This is a genomic window from Enterococcus raffinosus, from assembly GCF_001886185.1.
GTDB classification, from domain to species: Bacteria; Bacillota; Bacilli; order Lactobacillales; family Enterococcaceae; genus Enterococcus_A; species Enterococcus_A raffinosus.
In genome coordinates this window covers 1-17,821 of the sequence record NZ_JXLA01000047.1, presented here as the reverse complement: position 1 = coordinate 17,821, position 17,821 = coordinate 1, and the positions used below count along the sequence as shown (strand labels likewise).

The window sequence follows — 17,821 nt, the reverse complement described above, 5'->3', positions numbered from 1 at the left end:
GGCAGGGGTGAAAGATTATGTACCGAAAGATTATAAAGAACGAGGTGAGTGAAAGTAAGTTAATTACTACAATCACCACTATTTTCATTACTGTAGCCGCGCTGTTAGTGGCATTAGCAACGATTTTAAGTGTAAATTTGGCAGGTTCGATTGATACACTTATGGAAAAAGCGCAATCGCCGCATTATATGCAAATGCACACGGGAGAAGTGGACAGAGAGCGTTTAGCAGCATTTGTAAAGGATAATGGCAATGTGGCTGCCTATGAGGTAGCTGAATTTCTAAATCTCAATGGATCAGATATCAAGCTTGGGGATCATAGTTTCGCAGATAGTGTGGAAGATAACGGACTGGCGGTTCAGAGTAAGAACTTGGATTATTTATTAACTATGGAAAATCAGCCTATCCAACCAAAGCCAGGTGAATTGTATGTTCCCGTGGAGTTCAAAAAGCAGGGGATTGCGAAGATTGGTGATAAGGCAGAACTTGCTGGCAAGACATTTACTATTAACGGTTTTTTACGGGATGGCACAATGAACTCGCAAATGGCAGGTTCAAAACGTTTCTTATTGCACCAAAACGATTATGATGAACTTTTTTCTAAAGGAAAGCTGGAGTATATTATTCAGTTTCGTTTGAAAGATCCCAGCAAGCTGAATCAATTTGAAGCAGCGTATAAAAAAGCTGGTTTAGAGGTTAATGGACCAAATGGTACCCACCGTTTATTTAAATTAGGCAATGCAATGTCTGACGGGATGATGATTAGTATTCTTTTACTGATTAGTTTATTAATCGTTTTGATGACATTTATGTGTATTCGATTCACTCTTTTGGCAAAGATTGAGGAAGACTATAAAGAAATCGGTGTGATGAAAGCAATCGGGCTACAATCGAAAGAAATTAAGAAAATTTATCTGGCTAAGTATGCTGTCATTTCTGTTATCGGCAGTTTGTGCGGGTACTTGATTTCAATTCCCTTGAGTCATGTTCTTTTAAAAAATATCAAACTGTTCATGGGGGAAAGTAATAATGAAGGATTAAGCTGGTTTTTAGCTGTTGCAGGTGTGTTTATAGTTATGCTGTTAATGATCGCATATGTGTACGGTCTTTTGAACCGCTTCAAAAAGATTTCGGCAGTTGAAGCCATTCGTTTCAGCAGAGCCAATGAAAAGGTTAATACGAAAACGCACGTTAATCTTCGTAGATTTCCCTTTTTATCTTCTGATACACGAATTGGGCTCATTGATATCATGAATCGAAAAAAAATCTATTTGACGATGTTACTAGTTTTTATCTTATCAACGTTCATTATGATTATTCCAGCATTGGTATACCATACCACTTCTTCGGAAGAGTTTATCGAAAATATCGGGTTCAGTCATAAAGTGGACATCGTCACGAGTTTATATCAGTCCACAAACAGCATTGAGAACCAAGAGAAAATCGAAGCCTATTTATCTAATGATCCGGATGTTGCAGCCTTTAGTAAGATTTCGACTAAAAATTTTGATGTGCATGAGGCTGGACTGACTAACAGTGTATTATCAGTCGAATTAGGGAACCATCAAAAATTCCCAGTCGACTATTTGAAAGGAAAAGCACCTCGTCAAACCAATGAAATAGCTCTATCAACCATCAATGCTGAGGAATTTGAAAAAAAATAGGTGATTCTATGATTCTAGTTCGAGATGGACGAGAGGAAAGATTTACTGTTTGCGGAATATACGCCAATGTTTTTAATGGTGGAAAAACCGCTAAAGCGACCTTCGAAGATACGACTGCACCGACGATTTGGACGGATATTTCAATCAAACTAAAAGATTCAACTAAACTAACAAAAAAAATGAATCAATACAAGAAAGATTTGCCGTTTGCCAAAACGAATAACGCAGAGCAATTTCGGGATCAAACATATGGTTCAACGATACAATCTTTATTGATGATTTCGATTGGGGCTTTTTTAGTAGCATTACTTGTCACTGGATTGATTACCTCTTTGTTTATAAAGCTGCTCTTGGTGAAGGATAAAAAAGAGATCGCTACTTTGAAAGCAATTGGTTTTACCAATCAGGAAATAAGAAATCAATACTTATCAAGAAGTTTAACTATCTTAGTAATCGGACTAGGATTAGGAACGTTATTATCGATGACGTTAGGAAAAATGATGTCGGGATTAGTCTCAGTTGCTCTAGGAGGAGTCAGTATTCAATTAACAGGAAGTCTATTGATTTATGCAGGTTGTCCCTCGCTGATGCAGCTTGTCACCTATTTGACAACTAGAGTTGTAACGGCGCAAGCAGGTAAAATTGAAATCGCTGAAAATCTTAAAGATTAGAAAAGGATGGGAAAGAAGATGCAGACAATCATAAATGGAATAGATATTATCAAAAGCTTTGGAGAAGGAGAAGAAAAAAATACTGTTTTGAATCACGTAAATATTCAAGTTCAATCAGGTCAATTCGTTGCAATCATGGGGCCTTCAGGTTCGGGAAAATCCACATTGCTCTATGCAATTAGTGGGATGGATAAAGTTGATTCGGGAAAAATAAGTGTGAATGGTCGACCAATTGATCAAATGACGGAAAAACAATTGGCTGCCATGCGGAGGGAAGAGCTGGGTTTTGTCTTCCAACAACCGACATTACTGAAGAATCTTTCTTTGATCGATAATATAATCTTACCGAGTCTAAAGGGAAAAAAACAGACTGCGCAACAGGAGCAGCGCGCGAACAGTTTAATGAAAAAAGTTGATATCCAAGAGCTGCGAGAGCGCAAAATTACGCAAGTATCTGGTGGGCAGCTGCAAAGGGCCGGAATTTGCCGAGCCTTGATGAGCCACCCCAGTATAATTTTTGGAGATGAACCAACAGGTGCTCTGAATTCTAAGGCAGCACAAGAAATCATGAATATCTTATTGAAAATCAATGAAGAAGGGACCACCATCGTCATCGTTACCCATGATATGAAGGTAGCTGCTCAAAGTGAACAGGTTTTCTTTATGGAAGATGGACAAATTACCGATACTTTATATTTAGGAGGTTACAATGGTCACAGTATCGAAGCGCGAATGGAAAAAATCAATGAGAAAGTATTAGCTGTCGAACTGTAGCAACAAAGAGAATGTTCCATCAATCAATATGATAGAATTATTACTAGATAGCGAACGATAAAAAAGAGGTGTGCAGATGGTCTATAATATTTTACATGTAGATGATGAAAAGGAAATCATCAAGCTGCTAAAAATGTATTTAAAAAGTGAAGATATTAATCACTATGAAGCCACCAATGGTCGTGAGGCGTTAGCGATTTTAGCGGAAAAGAAGATCGATTTATTGATTGTTGATATTATGATGCCGGAAATTGATGGATTTGAATTGATCCGCACAGTTAGAAAAACGAGCAATTTGCCCATCCTAGTTATTTCAGCACGAGTAAATGCGTTGCTGAGAAGATATCATGCTTTAGGAGCCTCAGGAGAAGCCCCTCGTGCACGATTATTAGTTGGCAACCTTGAACTGGATACGAATGCTTGTGTAGCCTCTTTGGCTGGTAAGTCGATTGAGCTGACCGCAGTCGAATTTAGGGTATTGAAATTATTAATGGAGCAGCCTGGACGTGTATTTACGAAGGAACAAATCTATGAATATGGCTGGCAAGATCCTTTAGCAGGAGAAAATAATGTACGAGTCATGATGAGCAAGTTGCGAGAAAAAATTGGAGCTGAGCGAATCAAGACAATCAGAGGGTTGGGGTATCGTTTGGAGGTTTCCCATGAAGAAGCTTAGAAATGCCATCTTACGTTCCTTTATCGTCTATTTTCTTGGCTTATCCGTTGCTGGAGGATTGATTGAGGAATTTTTCAATCAGCTGGAAGAATTAGTTTTTGGTAAAAGCTATCAGATTCCTCTTAGCATTCTTAGCGGAACCTTTCAAATTCTTGCAGTCATAGCTTTCTCATTCTTATTTTATCGCAGCCTGAATAAGAAAATAGAAGAGGAAAGTCAAAAGCTTGCTAAAGAGCAGAGCACGCTGTTTGTTAATATTGCACATGATTTAAAGACGCCATTGACTAGTATTACCGGATTTTCGAAGGCGTTGAATGAAGAAATCGTTGCTTCAAAAGAAATCAACGATGTTTCCGGTATTATTTATCAAAAAGCAGTGACGGCTAATGAGCTATTAGACTTAATGTTTCAGTACACAAAATTGAATTCAGCGGAATTTAGCTTGAATAGGCAAGTGTCTTCAGTGAACTACTTATTAAAAGAGGCGTTAGCGGAAAATTATGATTTAATTGAACAGCAGCATCTTGAATTACTTTTAGACCTGCCTGAAGAACCTGTCATGAAGAGTATTGATAAAATTGAAATGCGGCGAGTTTTTAATAATTTACTGATCAATGCGTGTAAACATAATCCTCCAGAAAGCACATTAGCAATTTCATTCAAAGAAAAAAATGATCAGATCGAAATCACGTTTGCAGATAATGGAACGAAGATTCCGCAAAAAGAACGAGAGAAACTTTTTCAGCCTTTCGTTAGTGAAAATGAAGCGGAACGAACTTTTCAAGGCAGCGGCCTTGGGTTGGCAATCGTTAAAACGATTGTTGAGAAACATGGTTTTACGATCAAATTGCTTGATGATGAATGCTATACGAAGAAATTTGTCATTACCATGTAAAACACTAAATCGAGTTTTTCGTAGATCTGATGAAATATTATCATTTTAATTCGAACAATTTGAGTAGCCAGAAAAAGCAGTATTAGTATGATTGACTACTGAGTCAGAAAAGATTAGTATAGAATGATAAAAAAATTAAAGGATGATGAATGTTGGAGTATGCCAATCGAATGAAAAATCTTACTGCTTCAGAAATTCGTGAATTATTGAAAGTCGCTGATCGGCCAGAAGTACTCTCGTTTGCTGGCGGACTGCCAGCGGCTGAACTTTTTCCAATTAAGGAAATGGCCGCGGCCGGGGCAAGTGTCTTGAAAAACAATGGGGAAAAAGCCTTGCAATACTCTACGACTGAAGGCTTTCTACCGCTTAGAGAATGGGTAGCAAAACGTGAAAATAAACGAATCGGAACTGAATTAACTGCCGATAATATTTTGATCACCCATGGCTCTCAACAAGCATTGGATTTAGTGGGCAAATTATTGATCAATAAGGATGATGTTGTCTTATGCGAAAGTCCCACCTATTTAGCAGCGTTGAATGTTTTTAAAACTTTTGAAGGACGGATGATAGAGGTCCAGACAGATCAGGATGGGATGATCGTAAGCGACTTGGAACGAATTCTTGCTACTACAGCCAATGTGAAATTGATCTATGTGATTCCGACTTTTCAGAATCCGTCAGGGAAAACCTGGTCCTTTGAACGGAAAAAGCAAATTCTAGCAGTAGCTGATCGCTATGATATAGCTGTTATTGAAGATGCTCCCTATGAAGAATTACGTTATTCCGGTGAGTTTACCCTCCCAATGTTCAGCATTTCAGAGAATGCTAATGTCATCAGAACCGGCAGTTTTTCTAAAGTTTTATGTCCGGGTCTTCGGATTGTGTGGATCTGTGCAGAGGCCAAAGTAATTGAGAAATTAGTTTTAATTAAGCAAAACACGGATTTGCAATGCAATACGTTAACTCAAATGCAGATCGCAGAGTTTGTTCGAACGAATGATTTGGATGCACACATCGCTCACTTGATTCACACGTATAGAATACGAAGGGATGCGGCAATTTCAGCAATTGAAAACTACTTTCCCAAAACTATTCAATATACACAGCCTGAGGGCGGCTTATTCATATGGGTGGAATTACCAGAAAAAATCAACGCGACAGACCTATTACAAAAAAGTTTGAAACGTCATGTGGCGTTTGTAAGCGGGGAATCGTTCTATGCAGAACAGCCTAAATACAATACGATGCGCCTGAATTTCTCGTGTATGGATGAAGAAAAAATTAATGCAGGATTTAAAATTTTAGGAGAATTAATCATGGAAGAACTAAAAAATGAATAAGGATATAATCGAATCAGTCAGAGAGAGTACCTTAGTTGGAGGACTCTCTCTTTTGCTGGTGATAAAAAATTAAATTGGTGAAAGTCAACTTAATGCTATACTTAAAATAGTAAAATGAAGGAGGGATTTAATGGGTGATTATGTGACACTTACTGAAGAAAATATTGCAAACGAACACTTATGCTGTGCAATCTCAGGCAAAAAGCATCAAGCAGGTGTCGATACAAAAAGAGCCTGGCTCAGTGAGCGTTTGTCGGAAGGACATGTGTTCCGCAAATTGGATGCTAATGGGAAAGTATTCATTGAATATGCACCTCTGGAAACCGCTTGGGTACCGGTAGTCGGAGAAAACTATTTGTATATTTATTGTCTATGGGTTTCTGGCAGTTTTAAAAGACAAGGTCACGGGAAAAACCTGCTGCAGTCTTGCATTGACGATGCTAAGCGACAAAATAAATCCGGTGTTTGTGTGATCAGTTCCCAAAAAAAGACGCCATTTTTGACAGATAAAAAATTTGTTGAAAAGCAGGGCTTTAAAGTAGTTGACCAAATTGAAGGTGGATATGAACTTTTGGCATTATCTTTTGACGGAACGGTGCCTGCCTTTTCCGAAACGGCTAGGCAACAGACGATCGATAATCAAACATTGACGATTTTTTACGGCCAGCAATGTCCCTTCATTCCTAATGGGTTAAAAGAGGTGCAGGCGTATTGTGAAGAGGAAGCTATTCCGTTGACTCTAATCCCAGTAGACAGCCTTGAAAAAGCGAAGAATCTTCCGGGAATATTCAATAATTGGGCCGTTTATTACCGAGGAAAATTTTTGACGATTCACATGTTGAACAAAAATGTGTTGAAAAAACTTTTAGCTGGGTGTGAGGAAAGAAATTGAAAAAGTATATTGCCTTTTTACGGGGAGTCAATGTTAGCGGTAAAAATAAAATCGCGATGCCTTTATTGAAAAAAGCCTTTGAGGCAATTGGACTTTCAGAAGTTGCAACGTATATTAATAGCGGGAATGTGCTGTTTTCTAGTGAAAGTGAAGATAGAGAAAAATTGATCCGACAATGTGAAGCAGTAATTACCGATCAATTTGATTTAACCATTCCAGTAACTGTTATGGCTGTTGAAGAACTAGCTGATACCATAAGGCATGCACCAGATTGGTGGAATCAGGAGAAGGAAACGGTCCATTATGCTATTTTTATGATTGCTCCCATGACGGTATCAGAAGTTTTCTCAGCAGTTGGTGAAATAAATCCTGATTACGAAAAAATTGCACATCACGGAGAGGTGATTTTTTGGTCGGCACCTCGTCAAACATTCAATAAGGCGCGCTGGTCAAAAATCGCCAGTTCCTCGGTCAATAAACAGGTGACAATCCGTAATGCGAATACGATTAATAAGCTATTATTAATGAGTCAATAAAAAAACAAGCAGCCGCTAAACTGCTTGTTTTTTTAGATAAGCGGTAAAATTTCTTGCTGGATAAAATCGATTCGATCATAAACGTTTTCTTTGAAAAAAGCGGTGATCGCTACAACAAGTTTTTGTTCGTGATCGATGTAGATAATATTGCCACCATCTCCCATCGCCGCAATAATCGGTTTAGAGGGATCAACAATCCACCATAAATAGCCATAATCAAGATCTTCTTGCTCCCAATGACTGTGCTTTTTCTGCATAGCTTCTAACCAGCTTTTTGGAACAATCTGCTGCTCGTTCCAAATACCGTTGTTTAAGATTAATTCTCCAATCTTTATCATATCTCGCGTTGAAAAGGTTAATCCCCAGCCACCTGCATTCAACCCGGTATCATCTGCGACCCATCCATTTAAAGTGGTCGATTGATTAAAGGCCATTTGATCTTTAGCGGATTTAAAATGGATGGCTTTCTCGATAGCAATCTCTAATGGTTCGAACAGCTTTTTGCGAGCAAATTCTAAAGTACTTTGATTCGTTGAACGAGCAAGAATCGCAGACAGCAGATCAGGTCCAATCAGCGGTGTGTAGTTAAACTCCCCAATTGGTTGGTGTCCGCCTAATTTTTTTAACGTGAATTTCACCCAATCTTTACTCATAAAATATCTGATATAAGTCAGCGGCCCAGACTTATATTTGTAAGGCGTGGTCATCGTCAGTAAATTCTTTAGTGTAATATTTTTGAGCGCTGGATTTTTCGGTTGATATTCAGGGAAATAATCCATTATCGGACGATTTAAATGATCGATAGAGCCATCATCGTGAGCGATTCCCAATAATAATGATAAAACACTTTTTGCGATTGAATACACATGGATCTTACTGGCTTCATCACAGCCGTTAAAATACTGTTCATAAATCCTTTGATTATTTTTTTGCACAATAATCCCTGTAATGTTTTCGTGAGTTGTCTCTATTTTCTGTTGAAGCAGCTTAAATTCTTTATCATTCATCGTGTTCCTCCATTTCCGAAGGCGCCTTCTATACTTAGAGTAAGGGGATTAAAAATCATAATCAAGCGTTATTTTTAAAAAAATTACTTTATAATTTCATCTCAAGCCAACTTGAAGGGCATGTATGGAATTTTTATACTTAGTTTTCTATATTCTAAATTATTTTTTTTAATTTGATTATAATTATTTTACTCAAAAACGGAGCTGGAAACTTACGTATCCTTAGAAGATCAAGTTTGTTTAGAAATATGGTTGCCGATAAAAAAATGAAATAGATGATTAATTATTTACTCCTGAATAACTGAATTGAGGATGAGGAGATTTTGACGCTAAAACGTTTTCGTGATATTGTAAAGTTAGAAGAAGGAAAGTGAGGGATCCCGTATGTTTTATTCATCAATGAAGTAGGAAGCTGCATTTAGACTGTACCTCTGGAGACTAAGGGAGCAGTGTGCAGATTTTCGAAAAATTGGTGAATGTTCATCGGGGTTCTTTTTTATGCAAAAAAAGGCTTATTTGTTGTAGGCCTGATTGTCTAAAATAGCTCTGTGACCCAGTTTTTCGGAAATAACTGGGTCTTTTTGCGTGTTCTGCTTTTCGCAGTTTATTGGAAAGGCGTTATCATGCAGGTAGCTTTTGCGAAATATTGAAGGGCACAGTCTAGCAGAATCGGATGCGTACGAAGATAGAACGCGTTCATTTACCCTGAGCTAGCGGTGAGCTTCATTGAAGCTAATATGAGGTGTTTATTATGACAAACATAAAAATCGATCATTTAACGTTTGGTTATGATCAACTTGGATCATTGCTTTTTGATGATACTACATTGACTATTTCTGCTGATTGGAAGCTTGGTTTAGTGGGGAGAAACGGGCGTGGGAAAACAACGTTATTACAGCTATTAAGAGGAGAACTTCCTTATCAAGGAAAAATTACGCATCAGTTACAGATGATCTTTTTTCCTAAAAAAATTGAAGATCCTACACAGATGACATATTTTGCTATATCAGAGGAAGAGTTAGAGCTTTGGAAAATAGAGCGGGAGTTAACAATGTTGGATTGTGACTTGAATGTGCTTTGGCGTCCATTTTTCACATTGTCTGGTGGCGAGCAAACAAAAGTTCTTCTGGCACTCTTATTTGTTGATGAACATTCTTTTTCTTTGATTGATGAACCAACGAACCATTTAGATATAAAAGGAAGAGAGCAGGTTGCGAAGTACCTTAAAAAGAAGCAGCAAGGATACATCGTAGTCAGTCATGATCGAACATTTTTAGATCAAACAGTCGATCATATTTTAGCGATCGAAAAAAATCAATTGATTCTTTATCAAGGAAATTTTTCGACCTATGAAGAGCAAAAAGCACAGCGCGATGCCTATGAGCAAATTCAGAATATCAAACTAAAAAAAGAAATAAATCGATTGCATAAGACAGCTAAGGAAAAAGCTGAGTGGTCCTTTACAAGAGAGAAAGATAAAACAAATAAACCTAAGGGATTTATCGATACTGAATATCGAAGAGTTAGTCCAGGCGCGATTGGTGCTGATGCAGCTCGTATGATGAAGCGGTCAAAAGCAATTGTTCAACGAGTGGAAGGGAAAATCAGTGAGAAAGAAAAGTTACTAAAAAATATCGAGTCTATTGATTCCTTAAAAATTTCATACGAAGAAAATTATCATCGACGAATATTCAATGTAGAAAATTTAGTATTGAGATATTCTGACAAACCATTATTTAAACCAATAAGTTTTGAACTATTACGAGGAGAATGTTTAGCGATCATAGGGAAAAATGGAAGCGGAAAAACGTCGTTAATTCAAGCACTTCTGGGAGAGTTTTCAGGCGAAATTGGTGGTGTGATCCACCGAACAAATGGCTTAAAGATTAGTCGAATAAGACAAAATTATGAAAGCAATGAAGGGACACTAGCAGAGTTTGCGGAAAAAGAAAATTTGGAGTACTCACAATTTTTAAACAATCTAAGAAAACTTGGCATGGAGCGACGAGTATTCAATAATAAAATCCAAGATATGAGTATGGGGCAACGTAAAAAAGTTGAATTAGCAAAATCGTTGTCGCAAGCGGCCAATCTCTATGTTTGGGATGAACCTTTAAATTATCTCGATGTCTTCAATCAAAAGCAAATATTAGATTTATTGCTTCGCGCAAAGCCCACGATGATTCTGATTGAACATGACGAATATTTTGTGAAAAAGGTTAATGACAAAATGGTGATACTGTAATAAAAGGACCAATTGAGTGGAAAATTCAATTGGTCCTTTAACTATAAAGTTTTACTTAAACGATTGTAAGCGACAATCCCAAAAAGATACTGGATGATTAGTAAGAGCCCCAACCCAATACAAGCGTACTTAGAAAATGGAGAAAAGTAATCTAAGATACTAAGAATAGAAAATAGAAATACTAGAACAAGTTGTAACAGTAACATAGCTGTATAAGCTATACGTCCGCTTCTGTCTCTCAACATAATTTTCCGTTCGTCAGTCAGATCGATAGCTTCTTTCTTCAGACGCCTCTCATATTCTGCTTGATGTTTAGAGCTTGAGCAATAAAAGTACTTACCAATCATAATTGCCCCCGGACAAATTCCTGCACCTGCAAAACCTCATAATAAAGATTCTAATTTAAAAGTTGTCGTTAAAGCAATCGTTAAACATACGAATCCAAATAACATGTATAGAATCCCTGTGTAAAGCATTGTTTTTTTCATGATTCCTCCTCCTTTAGCAAAATGGAAAGATACCTATACCAAGAGTAGAATAAACAGGAGACAATGAATAGATTGTAGTTCAATGAGCAAAACATGGAAAGTTTCCTTTCCTTACCCTTATGATAAGTATAAGTTCATTTTACACGTATGTAAAGTCAACTTTCCATTCAGGAAATTTAGCAATCATCAAATTATTGGGAAAAATATATGATGAAGTTAGATCGAATAAAAAAACAACCAACATAGTCAGCTGGTTGTCGTTTTTATCTTTTTATAAAATGGTGAGGGATACAAATCTTTTCATGTTTGTTATGGTAGAAAGCCTCAAATGCCCTCTTACCGCATTCTGCTAAGTGATGATCGATGGTTGCAAAACCCATCACTTCACTAATCAAAAGATTTTCTCGTCCAATCACTAACGGTTTTTCACTTTTGTATTGTTGTAAAATTGTGGCAGCGATGCTATCCCCAAAAGTTAAAATGCCATCGACTTTTTGTTTTTTGAAGAAACTAGCTGCTTGGACACCATCTGTAGCGACAATACAATCCCAAAAAATATTCGCCTCATCAAAATCAGGATAGACCTCTTTTGCTTTTTGAATAGAAAATTCTGAGTTGTGACTAATATTTTTACTTCGTCCCAGTGTCATACCAGGATTTTTGATTCCTTTTTCTTTCATATAGCCAAATGCTTCTTTAATCGATTTTTTTAAGTTGATATACACACAGCTTACATCAGCATTAGGAATTTCCTCGCAAAAAATAATTGGTCCGTATTGTAAGTAATCAAGAAAGAATTTGATCGAGTTCGCCTTTGTTGTGACGATTAGTCCATCAAATGCTCGCTTTGAAAATTCAGCTAAATAGCGCTTTTCCAATTCTTGATCATAGTTCGTGGGTAATAAACTAATTTGATACCCGTGGTCAAAAGCCGCCTGCATGATACCACTGAGCATCTGATCATAATAATCATGATTGATAAATGGTAAAATCACACCAATATTTTTGGTTCGTCCATAACTAAGATTTTGCGCAGAACGATTAGGAACGTAATTTAAGTCAGACATGACTTGCAGAACTTTTGCTCGCTTTTCGTCATCAACATATGGATGATTATTAATAACTCTTGAAATTGTGGAGACTGAGTAGCCGGTGATTTTTGCGATGTCACGGATATTTGCCATGGAATCTCCTCTTTAAAATAAAACTAAGCAGCTAAATGCTCCTTCAGATATTCGATAACTGCTGGTCCAAATTGATAAAAAGTGTACCGTCGATCTTCATAAAAGAAACTAACGATGGGACAACCTAAAAACTCATTAATAAATAAATGTTTGATTTCACGCAATTTAAGGTTTTGTATATTTGGTCGTTTAAACCCACGACTTTGAACAAGCCTCAAATGATCTTCAGAAAAATGCAGGGAAACTTGAAAATGCTCTTGAGTATTCTCGTGTTGAACTTTCACATACGTATTCATAAAAAATTCCTCCTTTTTTCTTTACAAAGGAAGTATAATTTATGAAACGAGTTTCATAGCAAGCATTTTATTCCTTTTTTTAGAACAAGGAGAGCTGCTGGCGTTTATCTTCAAACGAATGTAAATAATCAAACACTTCATTACTTCTCCAAAGGATACCATATTCTTGACAAGTTTCGCTAAAAATTTTCATTAATAGCTCATTATTGGGACTATTGCAGACGTAATTATCACCAAAAGCATATGTATATTTTTGTCTCATTCCTGGGAAATGCTTATCCAATTGCTGATAAAAATATTCACGGTTTCCGGCACGCATAGTTACACCAAAACCGAAACAAAGGATTCCCTTTACACCAGCTTGAATACAATAATCTAAGATCCCACGTAAATTCTCTTCTGTGTCATTTATGAAAGGAAGGATCGGTGATAACCAAACAACAGTTGGAACTCCAACCTCCTTAAACTTTAATAATGCTTCAAAGCGTTCTTTAGTAGTTGAAACGTGAGGTTCGATAATTTTACACAAGTTCTCATCATAGGTGGTCAAAGTCATTTCCACAACGGCTTTTGTCTTCTGATTGATGGATGCTAGTAGGTCTAAATCACGAAGAATCCGTGAAGACTTCGTTTGAATTGCGACACCAAACTCATACTTATCAATCAACTTCAATGCTCCTTGTGTTAGTTGCAGACGCGACTCTATTTGGATATAGGGGTCAGTCATAGCGCCAGTACCAATCATACAAGGTTTACGACGTCGCTGTAATTCTTGTTCAAAGATTTCTAGGGCATTGGACTTCACTTCAATATCCTCGAAGATATGGTTGATTTGATAACAGTCACTGCGACTATCACAGTAGATGCAGCCGTGAGTGCATCCTCGAAAAAGGTTCAAACCATTTTTTGCAGATAGAATTGTTTTGTACTCTTTATAATGCATGGGACACCACTTTCTTAAAACACTAAAAAGAACGAACGTTCGCTTATATTATCCCATAAAAATCTACTGTAAACAATCAAAAGTATCAGTATAATATTAGATGGAGGTGTTTTTATTGCTGAAAATTGGGGAATTCTCTCAACTTGGACAAGTATCAATTCGAACATTGCGTCATTACGATGAAATCGATCTGCTTCACCCACAACTAATTGATGAAGAATCTGGTTATCGTTATTATTCAGTAAAGCAATTAGAAATTTTGGCACAAATTGTTTTACTGAAGGACTTAAAGTTTTCTTTAAAAGAAATTAAAAGTTTAATCCAAGAAGATAAAAAGATTTTTACTGCAGCATTATTAAAAAAAGATCGTGAGATTGAAAAAGAAATTCAGCGAGATCGATTTCGCCAACAACAAATCCATCAAATGATCCAGCGAATGGAGCAGAAGGAAAAATATCAAGTAACAATAAAAAAACTTCCTGCTACCAGAGTCATTAGTCTTCGAAAAAAAATCAAAAGTTTTTATCATGAGGGTTTGCTATGGGAGGAATTCATGGACTTGCTAAAAAAACAGGAAATTTTTGTTCCTTCTGAGCCTGAAAAAAGTTTAACTATTTTTCACGATGAGGAATATCTAGAAGAGGATGTAGACATTGAGGTGGCTATTATTTCTGATGAAGAGGGATGCAATCCATTGGAAGTAAGAGAGCTTTCTGAATATAATCAAGCTGCTATTATGTTCGTTAAGGGAAATTACCATCAACTTCCAGAAGCTTATCGATCCTTTGCCGAATGGCTAGACAAACATCCAGAATTTGAAATGATAAAAACAACTCGACAAATTTGTCATATTGGGCCAGAACATACTGATAATCCAGAAGAATATCTAACCGAACTACAAATTCCATTGATCCCCTTGACTCTCACGTAACGTTAGGATTTATCTTCTAATTAGAGGTCGCGACTCAAAAAATTAGGAGATGTAGGTTTGATTAATGGCTATTTAGATAGAATAAAAAATAATAGATAATTCTTACTTATTACTAAACTGTTCGTTATCATTTTTTATTGTTCTAAATAAAGAGGCCTACTAATCCGAGTGGGGAGATATTATGGAAATTAGAGAAATTGGAAAAGTAAAACAGATGGATACAGGAGTCTATCTAGAAGTGTTACCTGAATATCAAGAGGGTCTTATAGGATTAGATGATTTCAGTCATCTTTATGTTTTGTACTGGTTTCACCATTTAGATATTCCGGAACTTAGAGGAGTAACTGTAAGCAAACCTTATACAAATGGGCCAGACGAACTGGGAACATTTGCGACGCGAGGCCCCGTAAGACCCAATCCAATCGCATTATCTGCCGCAAAAATTATGAATATTCAGGGAAATAAAATATATTTGGAATACCTTGATGCAGAGGATGACAGTCCTATTCTGGATATTAAGCCCTATACAGCAAGTTCAGATATTTTAGAGACCTTCACAGGTCCAGAGTGGTGTAAGCATTGGCCGCAAAGTTTTGAAAGCTCAGGAGATTTTGATTGGGAAGCAGAATTCAATTTTACAGATTAAAGGAAGAAGTCTCAGAAATGAGGCTTCTTTTTTTGAATTTTGATAAAACAATTAGCGAGAGTGTTTCATCGTTGATAAATAAATTAAATGGTGCTATATTGTCAAATGTAAGTGATACAGATTTTAAGGAGATGTAATACAGTGAGTAGTAAAGGATCAGAAATCATTGTTAAAAGTTTAGAAAATCATAACGTACCGTTTATCTTTGGGATCCCTGGTGCCAAGATTGATGGTGTGTTTGATACATTAGAGGATCACGGACCAAAATTAATTTTGGCACGTCACGAACAAAACGCTGCTTTCATGGCTCAAGCTATTGGACGATTAACTGGAGAACCAGGAGTAGTGATTGCTACAAGCGGCCCCGGCGCAAGTAATCTAGCGACCGGTTTAGTTACAGCAACAGCGGAAGGGGATCCAGTATTAGCTTTAGCTGGACAAGTAAAACGCTCAGACCTTTCTAAGTTAACTCATCAAAGCATGGATAACGCCGCGCTGTTCGCGCCAATTACAAAATATAGTTCAGAAATACAGGATCCAGAAACATTATCTGAAAACATCGCAAATGCTTATCGCATTGCCAAGACTGCCAAAAAAGGTGCAAGCTTCTTATCCATCCCTCAAGATGTCACGGATGGAGAGGTTAACGGAGATGCGATTAATCCGCTATCAGCGCCGATATTGGGATCAGCTTCTGATGAAGATATTGTTGATTTAGTAAAACGTATCAGTGATGCGAAACTACCGACACTACTCGTCGGAATGCGTGCTTCTGGTAAAAAAGAAACAGCGGCTATCCGAAAATTAGTAGAAAAAACAGGTTTGCCTGTGGTTGAGACTTTCCAAGGTGCCGGGATTATTTCTAGGGAATTAGAGAACCGTTTCTTTGGTCGCGTGGGATTATTCCGTAATCAACCGGGAGATATGTTGCTGAAGCGCAGTGATCTTGTTTTAGCGATTGGTTACGATCCAATTGAGTATGAAGCAAGAAACTGGAATGCAGAAAAGGATGCGCGTATTGTGGTCATCGATGAAGTGCCTATGGAGATTGATCAATACATGCAACCAGAAGCAGAGCTAATTGGTAGCATCGCAAAAACAATTGAAAAACTAAGCGAAACAATTGAATCGTATCAGTTGTCTGCTGATGCTGAACATTATTTATCTACGCTGCAAGAAAAATTAACCAATGGCAATAGCAAAATTAAAACTGTTGAAGGTCGAGTACATCCACTAGAAGTGATTGAGACCTTACAAAAGAATGTAACAGATGATATGACTGTGACTGTGGATGTGGGTAGTCATTATATTTGGATGGCACGCCATTTTCGCAGCTACGAACCGCGTCACCTACTATTTAGTAATGGGATGCAGACGTTAGGTGTTGCTCTGCCATGGGCGATATCTTCTGCACTGGTTCGACCTAATACACAAATTTTTTCAATTTCTGGAGATGGGGGTTTCTTGTTTTCGGCACAAGAATTAGAGACAGCCGTTCGTTTGAAACAAAAAATTATTCATTTGATTTGGAATGATGGCAGCTACAACATGGTGGAATTTCAAGAAGAAATGAAATATGATCGTTCTTCAGGCGTTCATTTCGGACCTGTTGATTTTGTAAAATATGCGGAAGCTTTTGGAGCAAAGGGTCTGCGTGCAACATCAAATACGGAGTTGGAAGCAGCGATCCAAGAAGGTTTAGCAACAGATGGACCTGTGGTTATTGATATCCCTATTGATTATACAGACAACAAAGAATTAGGGAAGACAATTTTACCGGATCAATTTTATTAAGATACGAATTATATAAACCAAACGGCATCGTTATCTCAATTAACTGTGAACGATAAGCTGACTAATAGTTGTGAGAGTAATAGGAAGGGATTATTATGATAGTGAAAACAAAAAGTTATATCTACCAACATGGAACATTGGGTGGGTTAATGCAAGATTTGATGGAGGGTACAGAAAAAATTGGTACATTATCAAATTACGGAAATTTTGGTCTAGGAACGTTAGAGGGATCAAACGGAGAGGTTATCTTTCTAGATGGTATTATTTATCATGCTGATGAAACGGGAAAAATCAACCAATTATCTGGTGAAGAGTTGACGCCATATGCTGCAGTAACGAATTTTGAATCGGATGTAAATTACTTCTTATCTAATGTTACTGACGATACTGTTAAAAATTGGATATTAGACCAAATTAGTCACAATTTATTTGCAGCGGTCAAAATAGAAGGCTTGTTTAAAAACATGCATGTGCGTGTTGCACCAAAACAAGAAAAACCGTATCCACGTTTTGTAGAAATTGCTCGAAACCAGCCAGAGTTTGAAGCAGAAGATATAACCGGTACAATTGTAGGATTTTTTACACCCGGATTATTCCATGGAGCAGCCGCAGCAGGCTTTCATCTTCATTTTATTAGTGATGATCGTAAATTCGGCGGTCATGTATTAGATTTCCAATTAAGTGAAGGTTCGGTCAACCTGATGGAGTTAGCAGAATTTCGTCAACATTTTCCAACAGAAAATGCAGCCTATTTAAAAAATGAAATTAAATTAGACGAGATTACGAAAGATATTGAAGAAGCCGAATAAAAATGGCTCTTTGTCAAATAGGACTGATAG

General features: G+C 37.2%; 18 protein-coding genes. 13 read left to right on the top strand and 5 right to left on the bottom strand.

What is annotated here, in order from left to right; translation table 11 throughout:
* Positions 1-17: 17 nt before the first annotated feature.
* From RV13_RS18060 to RV13_RS18030, 8 genes are all read left to right on the top strand, one after another.
* Entirely contained in the window at positions 18-1,664 is a 1,647-nt protein-coding gene (locus tag RV13_RS18060) for an ABC transporter permease (protein WP_249024497.1), read from the top strand.
* Positions 1,665-1,672: 8 nt separating this feature from the next.
* The gene (locus RV13_RS21435) at positions 1,673-2,335 is read left to right on the top strand and encodes an ABC transporter permease (protein WP_249024496.1); all 663 of its coding nucleotides are present in this window, start codon (positions 1,673-1,675) and stop codon (positions 2,333-2,335) included.
* Between the two features lie 18 nt (positions 2,336-2,353).
* Positions 2,354-3,109: an ABC transporter ATP-binding protein gene (locus RV13_RS18055; protein ID WP_028021259.1), complete on the top strand. Its 756-nt coding sequence runs from the start codon at positions 2,354-2,356 to the stop codon at positions 3,107-3,109.
* Positions 3,110-3,185: 76 nt separating this feature from the next.
* The gene (locus RV13_RS18050) at positions 3,186-3,785 is read left to right on the top strand and encodes a response regulator transcription factor (protein ID WP_010746137.1); all 600 of its coding nucleotides are present in this window, start codon (positions 3,186-3,188) and stop codon (positions 3,783-3,785) included.
* A complete protein-coding gene (locus RV13_RS18045; RefSeq protein ID WP_010746138.1) occupies positions 3,772-4,680 on the top strand; it encodes a sensor histidine kinase in 909 nt (302 codons plus the stop codon). Before RV13_RS18050 ends, RV13_RS18045 begins: the two co-directional genes overlap by 14 nt.
* A 149-nt stretch (positions 4,681-4,829) precedes the next feature.
* Positions 4,830-6,020: an aminotransferase-like domain-containing protein gene (locus RV13_RS18040; RefSeq protein ID WP_010746139.1), complete on the top strand. Its 1,191-nt coding sequence runs from the start codon at positions 4,830-4,832 to the stop codon at positions 6,018-6,020.
* A 130-nt stretch (positions 6,021-6,150) separates the two neighbouring features.
* Positions 6,151-6,912: a GNAT family N-acetyltransferase gene (locus RV13_RS18035; protein WP_010746140.1), complete on the top strand. Its 762-nt coding sequence runs from the start codon at positions 6,151-6,153 to the stop codon at positions 6,910-6,912.
* Positions 6,909-7,448, top strand: a complete 540-nt coding sequence (locus tag RV13_RS18030; RefSeq protein WP_010746141.1) for a DUF1697 domain-containing protein — start codon at positions 6,909-6,911, stop codon at positions 7,446-7,448. Before RV13_RS18035 ends, RV13_RS18030 begins: the two co-directional genes overlap by 4 nt.
* 32 nt (positions 7,449-7,480) lie before the next feature.
* Here the strand turns inward: RV13_RS18030 and RV13_RS18025 are convergent, their stop codons facing one another.
* On the bottom strand, positions 7,481-8,455 hold the full coding sequence (locus tag RV13_RS18025) for a serine hydrolase domain-containing protein (RefSeq protein WP_010746142.1): 975 nt from the start codon (positions 8,453-8,455) through the stop codon (positions 7,481-7,483).
* A 751-nt stretch (positions 8,456-9,206) separates the two neighbouring features.
* On the opposite strand from RV13_RS18025, the gene abc-f reads away from it, so the two are divergent.
* The gene (abc-f, locus tag RV13_RS18020; RefSeq protein ID WP_010746143.1) at positions 9,207-10,700 is read left to right on the top strand and encodes a ribosomal protection-like ABC-F family protein; all 1,494 of its coding nucleotides are present in this window, start codon (positions 9,207-9,209) and stop codon (positions 10,698-10,700) included.
* A 41-nt stretch (positions 10,701-10,741) separates the two neighbouring features.
* Here the strand turns inward: abc-f and RV13_RS18015 are convergent, their stop codons facing one another.
* The 4 genes from RV13_RS18015 to RV13_RS18000 form a co-directional block, all read right to left on the bottom strand.
* Entirely contained in the window at positions 10,742-11,047 is a 306-nt protein-coding gene (locus tag RV13_RS18015; RefSeq protein ID WP_010746144.1) for a hypothetical protein, read from the bottom strand.
* A gap of 404 nt (positions 11,048-11,451) precedes the next feature.
* The gene (locus RV13_RS18010; protein WP_010746146.1) at positions 11,452-12,372 is read right to left on the bottom strand and encodes a LacI family DNA-binding transcriptional regulator; all 921 of its coding nucleotides are present in this window, start codon (positions 12,370-12,372) and stop codon (positions 11,452-11,454) included.
* Between the two features lie 23 nt (positions 12,373-12,395).
* On the bottom strand, positions 12,396-12,668 hold the full coding sequence (locus RV13_RS18005; RefSeq protein WP_010746147.1) for a hypothetical protein: 273 nt from the start codon (positions 12,666-12,668) through the stop codon (positions 12,396-12,398).
* A gap of 79 nt (positions 12,669-12,747) precedes the next feature.
* The gene (locus tag RV13_RS18000) at positions 12,748-13,611 is read right to left on the bottom strand and encodes an SPL family radical SAM protein (RefSeq protein WP_028021261.1); all 864 of its coding nucleotides are present in this window, start codon (positions 13,609-13,611) and stop codon (positions 12,748-12,750) included.
* A gap of 106 nt (positions 13,612-13,717) precedes the next feature.
* On the opposite strand from RV13_RS18000, the gene RV13_RS17995 reads away from it, so the two are divergent.
* From RV13_RS17995 to budA, 4 genes are all read left to right on the top strand, one after another.
* Positions 13,718-14,542 (top strand): MerR family transcriptional regulator, encoded by an 825-nt coding sequence (locus RV13_RS17995; RefSeq protein WP_231371777.1) that lies wholly within the window; start codon positions 13,718-13,720, stop codon positions 14,540-14,542.
* Between the two features lie 181 nt (positions 14,543-14,723).
* Positions 14,724-15,188 (top strand): tRNA (N6-threonylcarbamoyladenosine(37)-N6)-methyltransferase TrmO, encoded by a 465-nt coding sequence (gene tsaA, locus RV13_RS17990; RefSeq protein ID WP_010746150.1) that lies wholly within the window; start codon positions 14,724-14,726, stop codon positions 15,186-15,188.
* A gap of 141 nt (positions 15,189-15,329) precedes the next feature.
* Positions 15,330-16,982: an acetolactate synthase AlsS gene (gene alsS, locus RV13_RS17985; protein WP_010746151.1), complete on the top strand. Its 1,653-nt coding sequence runs from the start codon at positions 15,330-15,332 to the stop codon at positions 16,980-16,982.
* A 95-nt stretch (positions 16,983-17,077) separates the two neighbouring features.
* Positions 17,078-17,791, top strand: a complete 714-nt coding sequence (gene budA / locus RV13_RS17980) for an acetolactate decarboxylase (protein ID WP_010746152.1) — start codon at positions 17,078-17,080, stop codon at positions 17,789-17,791.
* Positions 17,792-17,821 lie beyond the last annotated feature (30 nt).